Origin of the sequence: Paraflavitalea soli, from assembly GCF_003555545.1 — a bacterium.
GTDB classification, from domain to species: domain Bacteria; phylum Bacteroidota; class Bacteroidia; order Chitinophagales; family Chitinophagaceae; genus Paraflavitalea; species Paraflavitalea soli.
Genome location: NZ_CP032157.1, coordinates 523,304 through 545,677, shown reverse-complemented (window position 1 = coordinate 545,677; position 22,374 = coordinate 523,304). Strand labels below are relative to the sequence as shown.

The window sequence follows — 22,374 nt, the reverse complement described above, 5'->3', positions numbered from 1 at the left end:
GGGAATGGCCCATAAGTAAAATAATGATCAAACCGTTCCTTCACCCATTTTCCCGAAAACCCTGTCTAAACTATTGACCCAAAACGATAGCGCTCATGATGCCATACAGAAAATGGATTGGCCTGACTTTATTAGCCGTCCTGTTCTCCCTCACTGCTGTGCATGCACAAACCCGCAAGGTGACCATTGTGCAGCAGCATATCAGCCTCGCAGATGTTTTCAAGTCCATCAAGCAGCAAACAGGCTTTACGGTCTTTTACAACAACAGCCTTATCAATGATAAAGAGAAGGTCAGCGTATCTTTCAATGACGTTGAGCTGCCTGCTGTGATGACCACCCTGCTGAAAGGAAAGGACATCGACTGGACCATTAATGACCAGTTTATCATTCTTAAAAAAAAGGAAAGTCTGCAAAACGCCCTCAACGCACCGGCCGCAGTAAACCCTGAAAACATTACAGGCAGGGTGGCCGATGAAAATGGCGCCGCCATTGCCGGGGCTACAGTGCAATTAAAAGGGACTTCACTGGCCGTGGTCACAGGCCCCGACGGCAAGTTCAGCATGCTTGCGCAAGGCGGCAACAAAAAGATCACAGTAAGCTTTGTAGGCTATGCCACCCAGGAACTAACAGTGAATGGTAGCACTTCACTCAACGTACGACTGGTCCGTAAGAACAGCGGCCTTGATGAAGTGGTGATCATCGGCTATGGGACTTCCACCCGTAAAGACCTTACAGGCGCTGTAGGTAAAGCGAATGTGGAAGACATGGCCAAAGCCCCCGTACCTGCTTTCGACCAGGCATTAGCTGGCCGTATTGCCGGTGTAACGGTTATACCCAGGGATGGACAGCCCGGCGCCGCCGCCCAGATCAATATCAGGGGCGCTTCTGTTACCCAGGATGCCTCTCCCCTCTTCGTTATAGATGGCTTTCCTATTGAGAACATGGACATCAACTCCATTAATCCAAACGATATCGCATCCTTCGAAGTATTGAAAGATGCCTCTTCAATAGCTATCTATGGCGCCAGGGGCGCCAATGGTGTCATCCTCATCACCACTAAAAGAGGCGCCAGCGGTCCCCCCCGGGTAACCTATAATTTTTCCTATGGGCTGCAACAGCCTGTGAAGACCATCAAAATGATGAATCCTTATGAGTTCGTAAGACTGCAATTGGAACTCGACAGCATCCGTAGCACACCCGCCAACCCGGTCAATACCTATCATGATATTTACCTCGGTGCTTACGACTCCTCCAAAGGAGGCCGCCCCTACGGACTGGATTACTATAAAGCCGTACAAGGCTACGATTGGCAGGATCTGTTGCTGCGCACCGGTATTCAGCAAAGCCACTCCATCAATATGACGGGTGGCAATGCAGATACGAAATACTCACTCAGCGGTTCTTTCTTCAACCAGGATGGTGTGATCATCAATACCGGGCTTAAACGGTACGAAGGGAAGTTCACCCTCGATCAACGGCTGAGAAAGAACCTCCGTTTCGCACTCTCTGCCGGCTATAGCCGTACAGTGGCCTATGGCACTGTTCCTGCCGCAGGTTTTAGTGGAGGCGTGGTGCAGGGCATGTGGCAGTACCGGCCCGTATCCGGATTGGGCAACCAGGACCTGCTCAACTCTTTGATAGATAGCCTTGCCTTCGAGGATTTCAACGAGGGAACCACTTCCAGCCTCGGCAACAACCTGATCAATCCCCTGATGCAGGCACAGAACGAATTCAGGAAAAACACCAATGGCACCGGCACCCTGAATGCTTCGCTGGAATATACTTTCCTGAAGAACTTCACCCTGAAAATATCAGGGGGATACAATACCACCACCGTATTGTCGGAAAGTTTCTACAACTCCAGGACACAGCAGGGGAATACCTTCAAGAACCTGAATGGTGCCGTGGCCAATCCCAACGGGATCAATGGCAGTATCAACTCACAGCTCAACAGCAATTATTTAAGTGAAAACATTTTATCCTACCGCGGTAAAATAGGCGACCACCACAGGATCAATGCACTGGCAGGCTTCACCTATCAATATGCAGAGAACACCGGTACAGGATTCCGCACCAACAACATTCCTCAATCAACAGAATACCTGGGCATCAAAAGCATTGGCGGAGGCACTGCTTCCAATCCTTATAGCGGTGGTACCCGGTGGCAATTGTATTCTTTCCTGACAAGGTTAAACTATATCTACAAAGACCGCTATTTGCTTACTGCGACGGCAAGGGCAGATGGGTCTTCCAAATTTGCTCCCGGCAAACAGTGGGGGTATTTCCCTTCCGGCGCCGTGGCCTGGCGCTTCTCGGAAGAAAGCTTTATGAGTGGCTTCAGCAAGATACTATCTGATGGGAAATTGCGTGTCAGCTATGGAAATGTGGGCAACAACCGCGTGGGCGACTTCAGCTATATGGCCAATATTGCAGGCGGCACTCAGTTTGGCTATCCGTTCAACAACCAGTACATCCGTGGTGTAGTACCTTTCTTCAATGGCAATGCCAACCTGCGTTGGGAAACCTCTACACAACTGGATGTAGGATTGAACCTCGGCTTCCTGGACGACCGCATTACCATTGAGGCGGATTATTACAGCAAACGCACCAAAGACTTCCTGTTGCAGATCAACCTGCCTTACCTTGCCGGCTATAGCGGCACTTCTTTCAACCTGCAATACCAGAACACCGGCGTAGTGAGCAATAAAGGCTTTGAGCTTACCATCAATTCAACGAATTTCAAAACAAAGACCTTTGCCTGGAGAAGCAGCTTCAATATCAGCTTCAACAGGGGCAAGATCGTTGATTTTTACAGCGGCTATGATGTAATGGAAACACTGCTGAACCTGCCGGGTGGTAATCAAGCCACCGCCTGGATCGCAGAGAAGGGAGGACCCATATCGAGGTTCTATGGTTTTATATGGGATGGCGTGTACCAATATTCAGATTTCGACCGGCAGGCCAATGGAAAATACGTGTTGAAACCCGGCATACCCAATTATGCAGGTACAGTGAGCGCTCAACCCGGCGATCCTAAATACAAAGACCTGAATGGAGATGGCATTATATCCGGCAACAGCAATACGGTTGGTAATAGTGGCGACCAGACCATACTCGGAAGCCCTTTACCGATCCACACCGGCGGTTTCTCCAACAACTTTGATTACAAGAATTTCTCCCTGAATATTTTTTTCCAGTGGAGCTATGGCAATGATGTCCTCAATGCCAATCGCATGGTATTTGCCAGCACCGGCGGCTATTTCACCAATGGCAATCAATTTGCCGAATACGCCAATCGTTGGACACCCGACAATCCTACCAACGATTATGCAAGGGCTTATTACAATTTGCGTGGCGACCCCGGTCAGGGCTTACCGCGGGTGTCTTCCCGGTTGGTTGAAGACGCTTCTTTTCTGCGCTTGAAAACAGTAGCCCTCACTTATAATATGCCGTCCAAAATGGTAAAAAAAGCAGGCCTCAGCGGCCTGCAGCTCAATGTATCTGCACAAAACCTCTATACCTGGACGAAATACTCCGGCATCGATCCGGAAGTATCCACCTTCCGCGTACAAAATGCCTCCAACGCACCTTTTCTGTCTGGCGGCAGCACTGTTTCAGGCGGTACGGGTTATACTTTCATTCAGCCGAGCAGCAGTTACACCGCATTGTCCGGTGGATTGGATTACACCGCTTATCCCCGTTCTCTCGTTTTCAGTTTCGGCTTACGCGCCATTTTTTAATTCTTACTAAAACCGATTGTTATATGATACCAATCCGGAAACACCTGGTCATTTTCGCCTTCACCAGTAGCCTTTTTACCTCCTGTTTGAAAGATGTGAGCCTCGCCCCACCTACCTTTCAGCCCATTACCTTCACCACAGCAGATCAATTGGATGAGCAACTGGCAGGCGCCTATAATCTCCTGACACAGGACCAGCTTTATGCACAGGGGTTATGGGGCTATCTTACAGCTGGCGCTGATGAAAGCTGGCGCAGTAATGCTACTACATCTACTTTATTCCCGGAACTATACAATGCATCCGCAGGCGAATCCGTCTATTGGAACTTCTGGCGGCAACTGTACAAGGGCATAGAAGATGCCAATATCATACTCGATGTGGCGGATGTACCCGACATGCCAGAGCGAAAACGGGAACAGGTGATTGGGCAAGCCACCTTTTTAAGAGCTTACTACTTTTACCTGCTGGTAAATTATTTCGGAGACGTGCCTTTAAAAACACAGCTCGCTACGGAGATAGGCACCAACTTCAACCTGCCCCGTGATGACTCCAAAAAGATATACGACTTCATCATCACGGAAATGACCAAAGCAGAGCCACTGGTGCCCACCATGGCCGAAGTACAATCCACTACCTATGTAACCCAGGGCGCCGTACAGGCAATGCTGGCAAGAGTATGTTTGAAAATGGCCGGCTATCCGCTGTTGCAAAACGACAAGTTTGCCCAGGCACTGGCATGGTCACAAAAGCTCATCCAATCCAATGTACACAGTCTTAATCCCGATTATTCAAGGACTTTCATCAACAACATGGAGAACAATATGAAAGACCGGAACACCAAAGAAGGGATCTGGGACGCAGCCTTCCTGTCGAAGTCGAATACTTCCGGTTCCTATTCCGGTACCGGCTATCTTGTTCTTCAACAACTGGGCAACCTGATGGGCGTATACAACCCGGATGCCTCTGCCACCTCCGTGGCCGGTTATTCATCTGCAGCCTACAGACCCTACCCTAAATTGTTTGACCTTTATGCACCCGGCGATCTTCGCCGCGACTGGAACATTGCACCTTATTCTTACAAAAACATCACCACCACCAAATATCCTTACCTCGAAGTAGTGTTTACCGGTGGGGGTGGCACAGGCGCAAAGGCAACCGCCAAAACCGCCCAGGACGGTTCTATTATTTCCATAGAAATAGACAATCCGGGTACTGGCTACACCAGCGAACCTGCTATTACTTTCAACACTTATAAGAACAGTGCAGTAGCATTGCCTGCTATTCCACCACAGGCAGTTACAGTAACCGCTAATAAAGCAACAGCGACAGCCACCATCTCTGGCGGCAAGATCACGGCCATCACGGTTACCAAACCCGGCTTAGGCTACGCCACCATATACGACAGGGGCATCGGTAAATGGAGAAGGGAATATGAGATCAACCCACCACCCGTTCGCCAGCAGAACTATACCAGTTGCAATTTCCCCATCCTGCGTTATGCTGATGTATTGCTGATGGCTGCCGAAGCTGACCTCAAAGTAAATGGCGCTCCTTCAGCAAAAGCCGTTGGCTATTTTAACCAGGTAAAAAGAAGGGCTTTTGGATACGATCCGTTAACTGCATCGCCTGTCGACGTAAGCACATTCACCTTCCAGGATATCGTGGATGAACGATCCAGGGAATTATGCTTCGAGGGGCAGCGGCGCAATGACCTCATCCGCTGGGGCATCATGACCACTGCTATGCAAACTGTGTTCGATGACAACACGAACAGAGCGCCGACCGCCTACCTCACAGCAGCCAACATGGCGGCTAATAACTTCCTGACCGCGCCAGATAAATACGTCCTGTTCCCCATCCCATCTTCGGAGATGGCGCTAGACAAAGCCCTCACCCAAAACAATGGATGGTAATGCTGTTGCAAACAATTAAAAAAGCTCCTATGCGCTCATTAAGCACGATATGTCTCTTCGCTATAATAACGCTGGCTGCTGCCTGCGATAAGGATGATGTGGCCGAAAACCCTGATGATTTTACCGTATCTGTCAAAGCAGGCAATTACAAAGTAAACGATACCATTCAGTTCGACTTCACCGGCGATGCCGATATCATCACCTTCTACTCCGGTGAGTTTGGCAAGGTATATAATAAAAAGGACCGTATTTCAGAAAAAGGCGTGAACAAGCTCGTATTTCAGACCAATATGAACCAGGGCAAATTGGTCAGCGACGATACGATCGACCTGCTGATCTCTACCAACCTGGTAAATTATGACGCAGCAGGCATTGCCGCCGCCAACTGGACAAATATCACTACCCGCAACCAAAAATGGCCTACAGCCTTGTCCAATACATTTGTTACTTCCGATTCCATTGACATCACCGACTTCAGCGATGCCGAAAAGGTCAACATTGCCTTCCGCGTTATCACGAAAAGAACAGATACCGCCATGCAAAGAAAGTTCCAGGTGCAAAACCTGACGCTGGGCAACAAGTTGAGTGACGGCACCTATACACCCCTGTTCTCCAACTTCGCCAACATCGGTTGGGCGCAAACCAGCGTAAAAAATGCCGCGGAGGCCTGGGACGTAGGCGAATGGAATGTATCCGCTTCCAATAGCATCAACAACAGCGCCGGCATACCCATCCGTACTGCCTATCCCATCACCTTTAATCCCGGCCTTGATTCCACCGGCGAAGGCAATGAAGACTGGCTGCTCACGTCGGCTGTTAATTTAAGGACCGTTAAAGGAGATGCACCAAGCCAGGTGATCAAAACAGGTGTACAGGGACAAATGGCCAGTTTCCGCTTCATCTACAAAACACCCGGCACCTATACCGCCACCTTTGTGGCCACCAACTCCAGGACAAACGGCACCAGCCAGGTAATAAGGACCGTAACCCTCACCGTAACACCCTAACAGGCACAACAAAGATGATATGTTTAAAAAAGCACTTTCCCTGATATTCGTACTGTACAGTGTTTTCACTTATGCACAGCCGGCGGAGAAATTAATTAAAATACTCATCACCCCCGATCATGCCGACTGGCAATACAAGGCCGGCGAAAAGCCCCGCTTCACTATTACAGTTTTAAAAAGCAATGTACCGCTTCAGCATGTGGAAGTGAGCTGGTGGGTTGGCCCCGAAAGAATGCCGGCCCTTGATTCCGCCAGGGAAGTATTGGCTACCGGCAGCAAGACCATACAAGCACCCGCAATGACCGCCCCCGGCTTTATGCGCTGCACCGTAAAGCTGAAATACGATAACCAGGAATACACCAACCTCGCTACTGCCGGCATGGATATCGGTAACCTGAAACCAGTAGCGGAAGAGCCAAAGGATTTTGACCAGTTCTGGAACCAGGCCATCGCTGCCAATGCCAAAAGGCCATTGGATGCAAAGCTGACGCTGATGCCGGAGCGTTGCACAGAAACGGTGAATGTATACCATGTAAGCATAGCGCACTACTCCTACCGCACCCGGTTGTATGGCATGTTGTGTATACCCAAAAAAGAAGGGAAATATCCTGCGATACTAAAAGTACCGAGCGCAGGTGCCCGTCCTTATTACGGCGATACCGCACTGGCCGCCAAAGGGTTTATTACCTTCGAGATCGGCATCCACGGCATTCCGGTCAACATGGACATGTCGGTATATTATGACCTGATCACCGGCGCCATCAGCAATTACTGGATGTACAACCTCGATGACCGCGACCAGTATTATTACAAGAGGGTGTACCTCGGTTGTGTGCGTGCTATTGATTTTATCTACAGCCTGCCCGGCTTCGATGGCAATAAACTGGGCGTGTGCGGCGTGAGTCAGGGCGGAGCATTGTCCATCATCACCGCAGCACTGGACCATCGCGTCAAATACCTGTTCAGCTTCTTCCCCGCCCTCTGCGACCTGACTGGTTACCTGCATGGCCGCGCAGGTGGCTGGCCTCATTTATTTGCACCCGAAAACCTTTCTTTCAACAACAAGAAAGATAAGATTGCCACCAGCGCCTACTATGACGTGGTAAACTTTGCAAAACGGCTGAAGGTACCCGGCTTTTATTCCTGGGGCTTTAATGATGAAACCTGCCCCCCTACTTCCATGTATGCTGCCTACAATGCGATCACGGCTCCCAAACAACTACTGTCCGTTCCCGAAACCGGGCACTGGAACTATCCAGAGCAAGCCACAAAGGCAATAGACTGGCTGGTAGAGCAAATGAAAAAGTAAAAAAGCAACAGCTTTCACCCGTTTTCCCCATAAACCTGTCATAAGTAGACTGATGATGCCTGTACTTGCCAAGTTAAAATATGTGGCGCTCCATGCCCTGCTGTCAACTACTTTGCTATTGACAAACTCATCCTTGTATTCCCAGGAACATAAGGATGAAACAGCCTACCAGTACCCCACCGATACATTAGTGAGGGCCAAACTGACGCAATGGCAAAACCTGAAGTTTGGCCTCTTCCTGCACTGGGGCCCATACAGCCAGCGCGGCATTGTGGAATCCTGGACCCTGAGCCCGGAAGATTATAGCCATACAAAGAACAACTTCACGCAAAGGACCGGCCCCGATTCGGCCAATTACTTTGCCTACACCCAGGCATACGAACGCCTGGGACAAACCTTCAACCCCACCCGTTTCACCCCCAAAAAATGGGCAGCTGCTGCCAAAGCTGCCGGCATGAAATATATGGTGTTCACCACCAAACACCACGATGGATTTTGTATGTTCGATACAAAGTACACCGACTACCGGATCACCAACCCATCGGGCGCCTTTGCCGCCAATCCACGCAGCAACCTCACCAAAGAGATTTTCGACGCATTCCGCACAGCCAACTTTATGGTAGGCGCTTATTATTCAAAACCCGACTGGCACTCCGATGATTTCTGGTGGCGCTACTTTCCACCAAAAGACAGGAACCCCAATTACGATACCCTCAAACATCCCGAACGCTGGAAAAGGTTTTACGACTTCACGGCCAACCAGCTCAACGAACTGACCACCGCTTATGGCAAGGTAGACCTGCTATGGTTCGATGGAGATTGGGTAAAAATGAACATGATGCCCATTGCCAACAAGGCACGGCAACACCAGCCCGGCCTCATCATTGTAGAACGGCACGGCAATCCCCAACTGACCAACTACCTCACACCCGAACAAAAAGTACCGGACCATTTTATACCAGTTCCCTGGGAAACCTGCATGACCATGGGAGAATCCTGGTCTTACAAGGTCAACGAACATTACAAAAGCGCCCGGCAACTGATCCAGACGCTCATAGACATTGTGGCTAAAAACGGCAACCTGCTGTTAAACATTGGTCCCGGCCCCGATGGAGAATGGCACGAAGAAGCTTACCAGCGATTGAATGAAATAGCAGCCTGGATGAAAAACAACGGACAGGCCATCTTCGACACCAAACCCCTTTCCCCTTACCGCGCCGGCAAATGGGCCTTCACCCAAAACCAACAGTCCCTGTTTGCATTTTACCTGCCCGAAGAAAATGAAAATACATTGCCAGCCCGTATTGTGCTCCCCTCCTTCGCTTTGCCCGCAGGCAGTGCCGTTAGTATTTGTGGGACCACCAAACCCTTATCCCTGAGCCAAAACGACGAGGGCACAGCACTCATCATCCCTCAAACCTTACGCCAGCAACTGGCAGGCCAGCCTGCCTGGGTATTCAAAATAGAAGTACCAAAGAAAACCAAATAACCCAGCCCATGAGCTACAAAGCAAAATTCACCCTGTTGGCCACTTTGTTTTCATTGGTCCTTTTCTTTTCACTGCAGGCGCAGCGCGATACCCTTGATTACCTGCAGGAGTGTCGCTTGAGAGCGGGCCTGCCTAATTTCTTTGCACGTTTGAAGCAGGGTGATTCCGTACGCATTGGGTACCTCGGTGGCAGCATCACAGCAGCCAATGGCGGCTGGCGCGATCAATCCATGCAATGGTTCAAACAACAATACCCCGCGGCTAAGATATCACAGATCATTGCAGGCGTTGGTGGCACCGGCTCCGATCTTGGCGTGTTTCGCTTGCAAAGAGATGTGTTGCAATTCAGGCCGCATCTCGTTTTTGTGGAGTTTGCCGTAAATGATGGCAGCGGCCGCACCTCACATCAGGCGATGGAAGGCATTGTACGCCAGATCTGGAAGAATGATCCCTATACAGATATCTGTTTTGTATACACCATTGCCGGCAATATGCTGGACACCTTGAGGCAGGGTCGTTTGTTTGGTTCCATGCTGGCTATGGAACATATCGCTCAACACTATTCCATCCCTTCCATACAATTAGGACTGGACGTACTGAAACTGATGGAAGAAGGCAAGCTGGTCTTCAATGGCAAGCCGGAAGACTATCCCGGCAAACTGGTATTTACCGGAGACAATGTGCACCCTAATACCCACACCGGCCATCGCCTGTACACCGAAGCCATAGCCAGGTCCATGAAGATCATGATGAACAAGAGCGGAGCCATGCAACACGCTCTTAAAGATCCCTATACCATAGACAATTGGGAAGAAGCGCAGATGATCCCGGTAAACGAACTGCTCATGAGCGGCAACTGGACCGACCTGGCAAAAACAGGTGACACTGTTGCCAGAACTTATCGCGTGAAGTACCCCGTATTGCTAAAGTCAAATGAACCGGGCGCATCCCTTACCATCCGCTTCAATGGCAGGTTGGTGGGTATGTCGGATATCATCGGGCCCGATTGCGGACAATATGCCGTGAAGATCGACAACGGGCCGGAGAAATTATTTCCCCGCTTCGATAGATATGCCACTTATGTACGGGCTAATGCCTTCTTTCTTCCCATGCTGGAAAGCAAGGAGCACCAGATCGTCTTTAAAGTGTCTGATAAAAAGCTGGACAAAATGGAGATCCTTAAAAAGGGAGATGGCGTGATCGGCGATCTGAAAAAATATGAGCAGAACGCCTGCTATGCAGGCTGGATATTATTATTGGGAACCCTTTCAAAAAATTAGCATGCGCCGGTTAAAGAAATCATTGATCATACTGACTATTTTTACCACTGCACTCACTACGCGAACTTACGCTGCTGATGAGTATGACATTTGTGTGTATGGCGCCACTTCTGCGGGCGTCATTGCCGCTTATACGGCGAAGATGATGGGCAAATCGGTAGTGCTCATAGAGCCGGGCAACCATATAGGTGGTCTTTCCTCCGGAGGGCTCGGCATGACAGATATCGGCAACAAATACGTAGTCTCGGGGCTCGCCCTCGACTTTTACCGGCGCATGGGCACACACTATGGCCGCCTGGAATCCTGGACATTTGAGCCCCATGTAGCAAAAGATATTTTCCTGCAATACATCCGCGAAGCAAAGATCAAAGTACTGCTGCAGCACCAGTTGACCAGCGTACTCAAAACAAACCGGTTGATCAACTCGATAACCGTCATTTCCGGTAAGACCACCATTACTATCAACGCAAAGATGTTCATCGATTGCACCTATGAAGGTGACCTGATGGCCAAAGCCGGCATTTCCTACACTGTAGGCCGGGAAGCCAACAGCCAATATAAGGAGAACTGGAACGGCGTGCAGTTGTTGAACAAGCACCAGTTTCCGGAAGGTGTTGATCCATATAAAACGCCCGGCCAGCCAGCCAGTGGCCTTTTGTGGGGCATCAGCCCCGCCCCCCTGGCCGGGCGCGGCAGTGCCGATAAAAAAGTACAGGCTTACAACTTCCGCATTTGTCTTACCAACAACCCCGCAAACCGGATAGAGATCACACGTCCTGGCGGTTATGATTCCTCCCGGTATGAATTGCTGCTGCGGTTGCTGGAAAAGAAACCCGCCCCGAACCTGAACGCTATCCTGAAGATGGATAAAATGCCCAACAACAAAACAGATATCAACAACAACGGCGGTTTCTCCACCGATATGATCGGCATGAACTATGACTACCCCGATGCTGACTACCAGCAACGCAAGATCATTGTAAAACGCCACGAGGATTATATTAAAGGCCTGCTCTATTTCGTGGGCCACGATGAGCGGATGCCCGCCCCCTTGCGTAAAGAAATGCTGCAATGGGGATATCCGACAGATGAATATCCTGACAATGGCAACTGGTCGCCACAAATGTATGTGCGGGAAGCCCGCAGGATGGTAGGCGAATATGTAATGACGCAGGCTAATTGTCAGGGTAAAGCCATCGTACATGATGGCATTGGCATGGCCGCCTACACCATGGATTCCCACAACTGTCAACGCATAGTAGACAGTGGTATGGTGAAGAATGAAGGCGACGTACAGGTAGGTGGATTTGGCCCCTACCCCGTTTCCTACAGGGCCATACTGCCCAGGTCAACAGAATGTACCAACCTGCTCGTACCGGTTTGTTTATCCGCCAGCCACATCGCTTACGGGTCTATCAGGATGGAACCCGTGTTTATGGTGCTGGCCCAATCAGCCGCCACAGCAGCCGTGATGGCCATCAACCATAAGACCCCATTGCATGAGGTCAATATCAACGAACTGCGACAGCTCATTAACAAAGATCCGCTGGTCAATGGCAGCACACCGGATATTGTAGTAGACAATGCCGATACCGCTTCCGTATCCATGACCGGTGACTGGCAAAAGCAAAAGAACGATGGTTATGGTCCGGATTACTTTGTGACCGTAGCGGAAACCGGTAAAAAATCAACGATGACTTTCAGGCCGGTCATTACCACTCCGGGCAACTATGCCGTATATGTGTACACCATGCCAGGCAGAAAAAATGCAGCCGAAACCATGCAATGGACCGTATCGGATGGGCGGGAAACAAAACAGGTAACCGTACAGCGGGCCAATATCCAGGTGGTAGGACAGACAAGTGGCGAATGGCACCTGCTCGGTCATTTTAATTTAACCAGGGGGAGTAATAATACTGTGGAGATCAGCACCCTGTATGCAAGCGGAGAGATTACGGGCGACGCTGTGCTTTTCAGGAAGAATAATTAGCTATATTTAGACAGCCTATTTTTAAACGATGCTTGACCATTTTTCTCATGATTAAAGACGCCGACACACTTTTCCTGGAACAACTCAGGAAAGGCGATATAGAAGCCTTTGAACAATTGTTCAGGATCTATTACAAGCCCCTGGTGGCCGAAGCCTACTTCCTGCTCAAAGAAGAAATGGAGGCCCAGGACCAGGTGCAGTTACTCTTTATTGAAATGTGGGACAAAAAGCTGTACAAAAACCTGAACACATCAGTAAAATCATATCTCCACAAGGCCATTCACAATAAGTGTCTCAACCTCATTGAAAAGAAAAAGACCAAAGCAAACAGGTTTAACGCCTACGCCCGTACGCTACAGGACAAGATCAACGACAATGTCCTGGAGATCAACGAAACCTCCCGCAAAGTAAATACCCTGCTCAACGAACTGCCGGCGCAACGTTTAAAAGCGGTTAGCCTGGTATACCTCGAGGATAAGAAATACCAGGAAGCTGCAGAAGAAATGGGCATTACAATCAATTCGGTAAAAACACACCTCAAACTTTCATTAAAAACGCTGCGGGAGAAATTGCGTGACCTGTAATATTCACCCAACTCGTACCAAAAACTGTCTTATTTGATAGAAGTCACACCAATGGAGATAAACAGAGAACATATCAGGCATTTATTATTCGAGAAGATAGGGGGAACGATCAGTGAGGCAGATAACGAACTGGTGGATGATGCGATCAGGAATGACAGCGAAATAGCAGCCCTGTGGCAGGAAATACAAAACGAATTTGATCCTCCCCATAATACCTTTCTTGCACAGATAAACGAAGACGAGGACTGGAAAAAGGTGAAAGCAAGGTTGCAGCCACGAAAAGGCGGTAACGCCCGCCTTATCCGGCTAAGGCTATTACAGGCCGCAGCCGTAGTATTATGTATCAGCATCGCTGGCATATTTTATCTTTCATCCCGCTCCACCAACAAACAACCCGGGCAGCAGGCTGCCGCTATACCTTCCCTGTCGCCCGCATCAAAGTCGCCCGAACTAAAACTGGCAGATGGATCAGTCGTAAACCTGTCGGAAACTGGCAAAAAAGTGAATGCAAAAGGCATCAAACTCTCATTGGGCAATAAACAGCTCTCCTATGCCACCGGCAACGACAAGGATATCCGCTGGGCCAGTTTACAGGTACCCGCAAAACTGGACTACCAGTTATTATTGCCCGATGGCAGCAAGGTTTGGCTAAATGCATCCTCCTCACTGCGGTTCCCCTATGCTTTTTATGGCAACACCCGCGAAGTGTACCTCGAAGGCGAAGGATATTTTGAAGTAGCTAAAAATGCGGCCAGGCCTTTTATTGTACATGCCGGTAAAACCGATGTAAAGGTGTTGGGCACCTCCTTCAACATCAATACCTATGAAACCAACAAGACCATTACGTCCCTGGTGGAAGGTTCTGTGCTGACTACCGCAGGCAGCGATTCCCTGAAATTAATGCCTGGCCGCCAGGCCATATACTCCAACACTGCTTTTTCCACAAGCCCTTTTGAGGCAACGAATGTACTGTCCTGGATGCAGGGCATCAGCTATTTTAACAACACAAAGCTCAGTGATATCAGCGCCATCATAGCCCGTTGGTATGATGTGAAAGTAGTGATAGAAGACCAGGCCACCCTGAACCAGACTTTCTCCGGCGCAATTAATAAGCACAAACCCATACAGGTTTTCCTGACTAATATTGCTATTTCCTCAGGCATACAGTCACGCATCGACGAAAAAGGCACTATTTATTTAAAGTAAGATTATCCTACATAAACTAAGAGGTGATGAACAGGCTATTGTTTTTCATCCTGTCACTGCATTGCCTGCAGGCAACAGCACAACAGGGATCCCGTACCGCAAAAAATGCAGGCCGCTTTACAGAAACGGCGATCAATGCGGTTTCACCACGAGGCTGGCTACAAGAGTTCCTGCAAAGGCAAAGAACAGGCCTGACAGGACATCCGGAAGTCATGTCCTATCCCTACAACACCGTCCTCTGGGCTGGCGATATCCGGCGGGAGGATGAACAGCATGGCGCCAACTGGTGGCGCTATGAACAAACCGCTTATTACTCCGATGGATTATTGCGGCTCGGCTATTTACTGAACGATGATAAAATGATCCGTAAAGCACGGGCCGGCATCGCTTACACATTAAGCCATGTGCAGCCCAATGGCCGCCTGGGTCCTACCACATTCACCAGCCAGTGGCCCGTAGCCGTTTACTTCAGGGTGTTGCAGGCAGAGTACCTGGTCACAGGAAATGAAAAGATCATCGATGCCTTGCACAAACATTACCTTAGTTACACACCCGAAGAATTAGGCAACTTCAAAAGGAACATTGTAAACATAGAAGGTGCGCTCTGGACCTACCATCAAACCGGCGACCCTGCATTGCTGGAACTGGCAGAAAAAGCCTGGGCACTGGGCGGCTTTGAACTGAATAAACAAAGAATACTCGGCAACGATAAAGATTCCCTGCACGGCGTCACCTATATGGAAATGGCCAAGCTGCCTGTCATACTCTATGCCTGCAGCGGCAAAAAAGAATACCTGGACCTGGCCTTGCGCGCTATGCAGAAGTTGCACCGCGATCACCTGCTGCCGGACGGCGTACCCAGCTCCAATGAATTCCTCGCAGGCAAAGATCCTTTGCAAAGCCATGAGACCTGCGATATCACCGATTACACCTGGACATTGGGTTACTTCCTGATGACCACCGGTGACGCATCCTGGGCCGACCGTATTGAAAGGGCCGTCTTCAATGCAGGCCCCGGCGCCGTGTCGAAAGACTTTAAGAACCTGCAATACTTCTCCAGCGTAAATCAGGTAATTGCCACCGGCAATTCCAACCACAACCGCTTTGCCCATGGCTCCACCTGGATGGCCTACTGGCCCTGCCATGAAACAGAATGCTGTGCAGGCAATGTACACCGCTTCATGCCCAACTACGCAGCCCGTATGTGGATGAAAGATAACAGGGGCGGTATTGTAGCCGCCTTGTACGGCCCTTCTACTTACCGGTACAACACCAATTGCACAGTTACGGAATCAACAGACTACCCCTTCGGTGAAGAGATCAGTTTTGTATTCAATATGCGTAGCAGTGAAAAGATCAACTTCAGCTTTCGTATTCCCGGCTGGTGCGCTAATCCTGCCCTGACCATTAATAATAAAACGTATACCGGCCCGCTCACACCCGGCCCCTTTGTTACCCTTACACGAAACTTTACCAACGGCGACAAGATAACAGTGCACCTGCCCATGAAAGCTGCCCTGCAACACTGGCAGGAAAATGGGGCATTTGTGGAAGCGGGACCGCTGTTGTTCACTTACCCCGTACCCGAAAAAGTAACCATTGATAAAGCGGCTTATCCCAACCTGGGCAATAAAAGATCGACAGATCCCGCCTTTCCGGCCCTTGATATACAACCGGCCGGCAACTGGAACTATGCCTTGAACACCGTACAGAAAGACCTGCGGTTGATTAAAAAGAAGACGAAAGGTTATCCGTTCGATCCATCCTTCGTACCAATGAAAATACAGGTGCAGGCACACATGCTCGGCACCTGGAAACTGGAAGAAGGTCGCTACACGCCGCCGCTACCAGCAGCAGGAGCGCCTGCATCCTCCGTCAAAGACACAACCCTTACCCTCGTTCCCTATGGCAGCACCCGCCTTCGATTAACCGTATTCCCTATACTGCAACAGCAGCAGCCATCAACAGATACAGCCATCGTATGGCAAAAGGAAAACTTTGGTGCCAATGCCGGTGGCACTTTTACTTATACTGGCAACACCATGCGGATCACTACACAGAACACCCGTCATGGCTTCTTTCAATCCGACGCCTATAGCTTTGCCTGGAAAGAGCAACCCTTTCCTTATGATGATTGTTCCCGGTTGACAGTAACAGTTAAAGTGGACAGCGTATCCGCCGGTTCCGCAGGTATTATGATGCGTGCCAATAAAGAGCTGGGCGCCGCCAATGTACACCTGGAAACCAGCGCTACCGGTGATGTTTATTTGTTTTACCGCCGGAGAGACAATGAGCCTACTGCTTATGTGCACATGGCTACCTGTTCCTTTCCCGTTGAACTGAAGTTATTGCGCCAGGGTGATTTCTATACTGCTTACTATAAAAACACGAAGGGCGACTGGGTGAAAGGCGCAACCGCCATGGCAGAAACAGGCGCCTCCATGCTGACCGGTCTGTATGCCTGTTCCGGAACCCTGGTAAACGAATATACCCGCTCGTCCTTCCGCGACTGGACCTTTCACTACCAGGAAAACTACACACCCGCAGAACAGTCTTACACCGATGCCATGCCCGTAAAGCCCGGCACCATCTTACGCGATAATTTCAATGATGGCAGTTTATCCAATCTTCCGGAAACGCCCACCAACCCCGTGTGGAAAGGCATCAGGTTCGCACAACTACCCTATGGCAAAAAGCCCGAACGGTACTGGCGCAAGACGGGTGATGGACAATTCAGCTTCGGTAATAAAAAATGGGCAGACTATGAGGTCAGCCTCGACCTGGCTTTCGACAGCGCCAGCATGGCCACCAGCGACTTTACCATACGGCTACGGAACCAGGAGATCGCCATCTACAACAATATGGCCAGGTATTATGCAGTAACCCTGCGGGGAGGTAATAAATTAGCTTTTGAGAAGTATGGCGCAGGAGGACAGTTGTTCTACAGGAACGTTCAGCTGCCCAATTATTTCAATGGCCGGTTTCACAACCTGAAAGTCCGCTTGCTCGACACCCGCTATGAAATATACTACGACAACAAACTGATCATAGAAGGAAATGATACCCTTTCTCCCCTCACTTTTGGCAATGTATCTATTAAATTTACAGATGCCGCCATGAAGATCGACAACCTCGAAGTGCTGAAAATAGATGACCCCATCAATGGCGAAGCAGACAATTTCCTGCAGGATTATTATAATGTGCCATTGCCCGCTTACCTGAAAAAATACGGACTATGAACACCTATCAAATAATACGGGTGGCCTTGCTCATCCTCACTGGCCCACCCACATTTGCACAGCAGGCCAACCATGCTCCCGATGTTTCACCCCAGGTATTCCATGTCACCACCGCACGCACCCTGCCCGGCGAAGCCGTGCTGGTACGTGGTGAATACCTCGACCAGATAAGTAAAATAGAAGTGAGCCGCCTGCCCGATGACAATGTTCGGAATGCAACACCCGGCTATATTCCATTACCACATGAAGACCAGCCACTCGACCTGAACGGGACCGATAAAAGATCAAAGCCTATTACCAGCAATCCCGTAACGGTCGACAGGTTATTGCAGAATGCACAGTCTGTAAAGTTTATCATCCCGTCCGATTGGCTGCCGGGTGTATACAGTGTACAACTGACAGACAAACAGAACAACAAGACCAGTTTCTATATCAATGTACCCATCGTCAACTGGGTCATTAGCGAAGAAGGACTAAAGGCCATACCGGGCGATTACCTGCGTGTGCAGGGTAAAAACCTCCTGCGCAACAGTGCCGATGCGCAGGTGGTATTGATAGGCGATAACAACACACAGGTGGTCAGAACCAGGATCACCAAAGCATTCGACGATTATTCCGTGAGCGTGAACATTCCTGCCAATGTCCAGCCAGGTAAATACCACTTGTATTACCACAATGGCTACGGAGGTAAGACTGCGTGGAGCGAACCTTTGTTAATTGATGTAACTGCACGTTCTCCCAACAAATATGCAAAAGACACTTTCAACGTTCAGCAATATGGCGCTAAAGGAGATGGCATCAATAATGAGACCGCCGCCTTTCGGGCAGCCCTGGATGCAGCAGAAAAACATGGCGGCGGCACCGTGTATGTGCCACGCGGACGTTATATATTGACCGGGGAACTTATCCTTTCTCCCCATACATTGCTCAAAGGTCAGTCGCAGGAACAGACACAACTCGTATGGAGCGCCCTCAACTGGGATATGGGTGAACTGCCCGCCAACCTGATCAGCGGCACCCACGATTTTGCGATCAAAGACCTGAACATCTGGGCCACCAGGGCCTGGGGACTGATACAGACCACAGGCCCCGTCAACGAAATGGGGAATGTAACATTGGAGAACCTCGTGATCCGGCAGACACCGCAAATGGGGGGACAGCTATATGCACTAAAAGCCAACAGGGATTCCGTAGAACTGGAGCTGAACAGCAAATGGAACAAGACCGGTATCATCCTGCGTGGGCAGAACATCAAAGTACGCAACTGCGATTTCAATTCTACCGGAATGTACACCTTCGCTGCCGTCAGTGGATTTATACAACATACCAAATTTCAAAAGGTCACTACCGGCGTGAACCAACCCTATATGGCCATACACCCCAAAGGATTGATCTTTGAAGATTGCTACAGACAGGGTGATGGCTTTGGTTATGCTGCTACTATTGATGAAAGCCGTGACCTATACGAAGCGCGGAATATTACCCCTTACGATTATACCAATGACCGCGAAGTAATGACCCTCGATGGAGGCAGCGGCGCCTACGCCGGTAAGATCAGCGGCATCAGGAACAACACACTGGCTTTGCCCCCCAACGCTGCAACTTACCAGTGGTCAGCCAATAAATGGGTCGGCGGCGGCCTTTTCATCCTCAGCGGGAAGGGCGCAGGCCAGTACCGCAGGATATTGCGCCATACCCTGGACAGCATAACGGTTGATCTTCCTTTCCTCGTTGATCCCGACACCAGCTCCATCATCAGCATTACCACCGTACGTAAGAACTTATACTACGTTAACAACGAAATATTCGATGGCGGTGCTTATCAATTATATGGTTCAGCCCAGGGTGCTGTGCTGGCCGGATTAAAAATGACCCGTTGCAGCGGTATTGTAAGCCGGGGCTCATTTTTGTACCACGGCAAACAGCCTAACTGGTATGTGGACATTGTAGATTGTGAACTGCGGGAAGGCAATTATTCACATTGGTTCGGCACCGGCGACCGGCACTCCGGCAACCAAAGCATCACCCTCATCGGCAATGGCGGCTCAGGCATGAACATCGGCACGCTCGTCAGAAGAAATAAGTTATATGATTTTAGCTACATTCGCACCTCACCGGGCGTAGAACCGGGCGCCATTGCAGATGTGATCATCGAGAACAACAACATTACCACTGCCCATACAGCCATCCAGATCGGCGGCGCGGGCAACAGCACATCCAATGTGCTCATCCACAACAACCATTACAGTGATATCGAAAAAGCAGTAGAGATCAATCCGGGATTACAACGTTCTACCTACCTGGTCATGGACGAACAAAGCTATAGGGCTACTGCTGAAAGTTACCCGGAAGAAACATTGGGCTGGTTTCTCGGAGCGCAAACTTATACTTTCAATAAATTTCCCTTCTTCGATGCCATCCGTAAAGTAGACAGTTGTAACCTGAAATACGTGGAAGCCTACCCCGGTCAGCCGTTGGGCGGCGGACTGGAAGGCAATATCGATTATAAAATGGAGGCGGCTAAAAGAGTACAGGTTTTACAAAGGCTAAAAGAAGCAGGCGTCACACTGAAAGCATTTGGCGTTGTAAAATGCGACAACGAAGCAGACTGGCGTCAACTATTCGAATTTGGCAAATCCATGGGCATACAGACCTTTACCGCCGAACCCCGCAGGCAGTTCATCCCTTTCCTGTCCAAACTGTGTGATGAGTATAAGATCAACATGGCTATCCACAACCATGCAGAACCATCCCCCTACTGGCACCCCGATACGCTGCTGGCCGTACTGAAAGGTCAGAGCAAACGCATAGGCGCCTGTGCAGATATCGGCCATTGGGTGCGTTCCGGGTTAGATCCCCTGGACTGTCTTAAAAAACTGGATGGCCGCGTGTTACAATTACACCTGAAAGACCTCAATGAGAAAAATAACAAAAAAGCCCATGATGTAATTTGGGGAACGGGCGTATCCGGCATTAGCAGCATCATCAACGAATTGAAAAGGCAAAGGTTCAAAGGAATGATCTCTGTTGAATACGAATACAACTGGTTCAACAATGTGCCCGATATTATAGAGAGTGTAGCTTATTTCAGGAACCTGCTGAACAGTAGGACCGCTTCAAAATAATTCAGTAAACCATCATCGTTTATGACCATGCATAAAAACAATAAACCAGTCAACAGCCGTAGAAACTTCATTAAACAGACATCCCTCGCCGCTGCCGGCTTCTGGATCGTTCCCCGCCATGTACTGGGCGGCAAAGGATATATTGCGCCCAGCGACAAATTGCTGATTGCCAGTGTAGGCGTTGGTGGTAAAGGAGAATCCGACATTGCCATGTTCTATAAAAGTGGCAAAGCTGAGATCCCATTTCTTTGTGATGTGGACGATGCCCGCGCAGCAACAACAGTGAAGGCTTTTCCCAAAGCCAAATACTATAAAGACTGGCGGGAAATGTATGAGAAAGAACACAAGAATTTTGATGCCGTATCTATATCGACACCCGATCATACCCACGCAGTGGCCACCCTGGCAGCCATGCAATTGAACAAGCATGTATATGTACAAAAGCCATTGACCCACGATATTTATGAAGCAAGGATATTGACCCAGGCTGCCAAAAGATACAAAGTGGTTACCCAGATGGGCAACCAGGGTGCCTCCAACGATGGTACACGTCAGTTGAAAGAATGGTTTGATGCCGGTGTGATCGGCGATGTGCATACTGTTTACTGCTGGACCAACCGCCCTGTGTGGCCGCAAGGTATTCCCTGGCCCAGTACAAAAGCCCCCATACCGAAAGAACTGAATTGGGATCTTTGGCTCGGTACGGCTCCGGCCAAGGACTATATAGAAAAGCTGGTGCCCTTTAACTGGCGTGGCTGGTGGGATTATGGCACCGGCGCATTGGGCGATATGGGTTGTCACCTGATGGAAGCGCCCTTCAGGGTACTGGGCCTTACCCATGCCAAAGATGTACAAGCTACTGTGGGCACTGTATATGTAGATGCCATGAAAGAAGGCTTCTTCCCCGAAAGCTGTCCCCCATCCAGTCATGTAACGCTGACCTTTCCGAAGACCACAAAAACAAAAGGCGATGTAGTGATGCATTGGATGGACGGCGGTATTCAACCTACACGCCCGGATGAATTAGGACCTGATGAACTGTTTGGTGATGGCAGGAATGGAACACTTTTCATTGGCACGAAAGGAAAGATGATGGCCGGAACCTACAGCGCAGATCCGCGCCTGCTTCCGCTCAGCCGCAACCAGGAAGTAAAGGTAAAGCAAACCCTTGAACGCGTTCCCAATGGAGCCCAGGGCCATTATGCGCAATGGGTGGAAGCCGCTATTGCAGGTTATGGCAAAAAGGAACTTAGCGCTCCTTTTGAGACCGCAGGCCCCTTGACAGAGGCCCTGCTGATCGCCAACCTGGCCATACGTGGATATAACTTACAGGTGAACAAAGCAGATGGTAAAGCCGGTTTCCCGGGGAGATATATCAAGTACCTATGGGATAATGAAAATATGAAAGTAACTAATTTTGATGCCGTTAACCAATTTGTGAAAAGGCAATACCGCAGTGGCTGGGAGCTGAACCCCGGTTGATCCGCAGATC

The 22,374-nt window shown here is 49.7% G+C and carries 12 protein-coding genes; all 12 read left to right on the top strand.

Translation table 11 applies throughout. The features are described 5' to 3' along the window. Positions 1 to 95 precede the first annotated feature (95 nt). The 12 genes from D3H65_RS02035 to D3H65_RS01980 are packed head-to-tail and all read left to right on the top strand — an operon-like array spanning position 96 to position 22,364. Positions 96 to 3,740, top strand: a complete 3,645-nt coding sequence (locus D3H65_RS02035; protein WP_119048657.1) for a TonB-dependent receptor — start codon at positions 96 to 98, stop codon at positions 3,738 to 3,740. Between the two features lie 23 nt (positions 3,741 to 3,763). Beyond that, the gene (locus D3H65_RS02030) at positions 3,764 to 5,653 is read left to right on the top strand and encodes a RagB/SusD family nutrient uptake outer membrane protein (protein ID WP_119048656.1); all 1,890 of its coding nucleotides are present in this window, start codon (positions 3,764 to 3,766) and stop codon (positions 5,651 to 5,653) included. Between the two features lie 29 nt (positions 5,654 to 5,682). Beyond that, entirely contained in the window at positions 5,683 to 6,660 is a 978-nt protein-coding gene (locus D3H65_RS02025; protein ID WP_162915358.1) for a DUF5017 domain-containing protein, read from the top strand. A gap of 19 nt (positions 6,661 to 6,679) precedes the next feature. Next, positions 6,680 to 7,969 carry an acetylxylan esterase gene (locus D3H65_RS02020; RefSeq protein WP_119048654.1) on the top strand — a complete coding sequence of 430 codons (1,290 nt, stop codon included), beginning with the start codon at positions 6,680 to 6,682 and terminating at the stop codon, positions 7,967 to 7,969. Positions 7,970 to 8,021: 52 nt separating this feature from the next. Continuing rightward, entirely contained in the window at positions 8,022 to 9,458 is a 1,437-nt protein-coding gene (locus D3H65_RS02015; protein WP_245999661.1) for an alpha-L-fucosidase, read from the top strand. 8 nt (positions 9,459 to 9,466) lie between these two features. Next, entirely contained in the window at positions 9,467 to 10,738 is a 1,272-nt protein-coding gene (locus D3H65_RS02010) for an SGNH/GDSL hydrolase family protein (protein ID WP_119048653.1), read from the top strand. A gap of 1 nt (position 10,739) precedes the next feature. Then, positions 10,740 to 12,728, top strand: coding sequence for an FAD-dependent oxidoreductase (locus tag D3H65_RS02005; protein ID WP_119048652.1), 1,989 nt, complete (start codon positions 10,740 to 10,742; stop codon positions 12,726 to 12,728). A gap of 47 nt (positions 12,729 to 12,775) precedes the next feature. Continuing rightward, entirely contained in the window at positions 12,776 to 13,312 is a 537-nt protein-coding gene (locus tag D3H65_RS02000; protein ID WP_119048651.1) for a sigma-70 family RNA polymerase sigma factor, read from the top strand. A 51-nt stretch (positions 13,313 to 13,363) separates the two neighbouring features. Further along, complete coding sequence (locus D3H65_RS01995; protein WP_119048650.1) at positions 13,364 to 14,518, top strand: FecR family protein; 1,155 nt, start codon at positions 13,364 to 13,366, stop codon at positions 14,516 to 14,518. A gap of 26 nt (positions 14,519 to 14,544) precedes the next feature. Beyond that, positions 14,545 to 17,757, top strand: a complete 3,213-nt coding sequence (locus D3H65_RS01990; RefSeq protein ID WP_119048649.1) for a beta-L-arabinofuranosidase domain-containing protein — start codon at positions 14,545 to 14,547, stop codon at positions 17,755 to 17,757. After that, positions 17,754 to 20,882, top strand: coding sequence for a glycosyl hydrolase family 28-related protein (locus tag D3H65_RS01985; RefSeq protein ID WP_119048648.1), 3,129 nt, complete (start codon positions 17,754 to 17,756; stop codon positions 20,880 to 20,882). The genes D3H65_RS01990 and D3H65_RS01985 overlap by 4 nt, the downstream gene beginning before the upstream one ends. A 21-nt stretch (positions 20,883 to 20,903) precedes the next feature. Further along, positions 20,904 to 22,364: a Gfo/Idh/MocA family protein gene (locus D3H65_RS01980; protein ID WP_394341590.1), complete on the top strand. Its 1,461-nt coding sequence runs from the start codon at positions 20,904 to 20,906 to the stop codon at positions 22,362 to 22,364. Positions 22,365 to 22,374: the final 10 nt, after the last annotated feature.

Bases quoted from the DNA above. Each gene is read 5' to 3' on its own strand.
- D3H65_RS02035 (WP_119048657.1), top strand. From the start codon at position 96: ATGATGCCATACAGAAAATGGATTGGCCTGACTTTATTAGCCGTCCTG.
- D3H65_RS02030 (WP_119048656.1), top strand. From the start codon at position 3,764: ATGATACCAATCCGGAAACACCTGGTCATTTTCGCCTTCACCAGTAGC.
- D3H65_RS02025 (WP_162915358.1), top strand. From the start codon at position 5,683: ATGCGCTCATTAAGCACGATATGTCTCTTCGCTATAATAACGCTGGCT.
- D3H65_RS02020 (WP_119048654.1), top strand. From the start codon at position 6,680: ATGTTTAAAAAAGCACTTTCCCTGATATTCGTACTGTACAGTGTTTTC.
- D3H65_RS02015 (WP_245999661.1), top strand. From the start codon at position 8,022: ATGATGCCTGTACTTGCCAAGTTAAAATATGTGGCGCTCCATGCCCTG.
- D3H65_RS02010 (WP_119048653.1), top strand. From the start codon at position 9,467: ATGAGCTACAAAGCAAAATTCACCCTGTTGGCCACTTTGTTTTCATTG.
- D3H65_RS02005 (WP_119048652.1), top strand. From the start codon at position 10,740: ATGCGCCGGTTAAAGAAATCATTGATCATACTGACTATTTTTACCACT.
- D3H65_RS02000 (WP_119048651.1), top strand. From the start codon at position 12,776: ATGATTAAAGACGCCGACACACTTTTCCTGGAACAACTCAGGAAAGGC.
- D3H65_RS01995 (WP_119048650.1), top strand. From the start codon at position 13,364: ATGGAGATAAACAGAGAACATATCAGGCATTTATTATTCGAGAAGATA.
- D3H65_RS01990 (WP_119048649.1), top strand. From the start codon at position 14,545: ATGAACAGGCTATTGTTTTTCATCCTGTCACTGCATTGCCTGCAGGCA.
- D3H65_RS01985 (WP_119048648.1), top strand. From the start codon at position 17,754: ATGAACACCTATCAAATAATACGGGTGGCCTTGCTCATCCTCACTGGC.
- D3H65_RS01980 (WP_394341590.1), top strand. From the start codon at position 20,904: ATGACCATGCATAAAAACAATAAACCAGTCAACAGCCGTAGAAACTTC.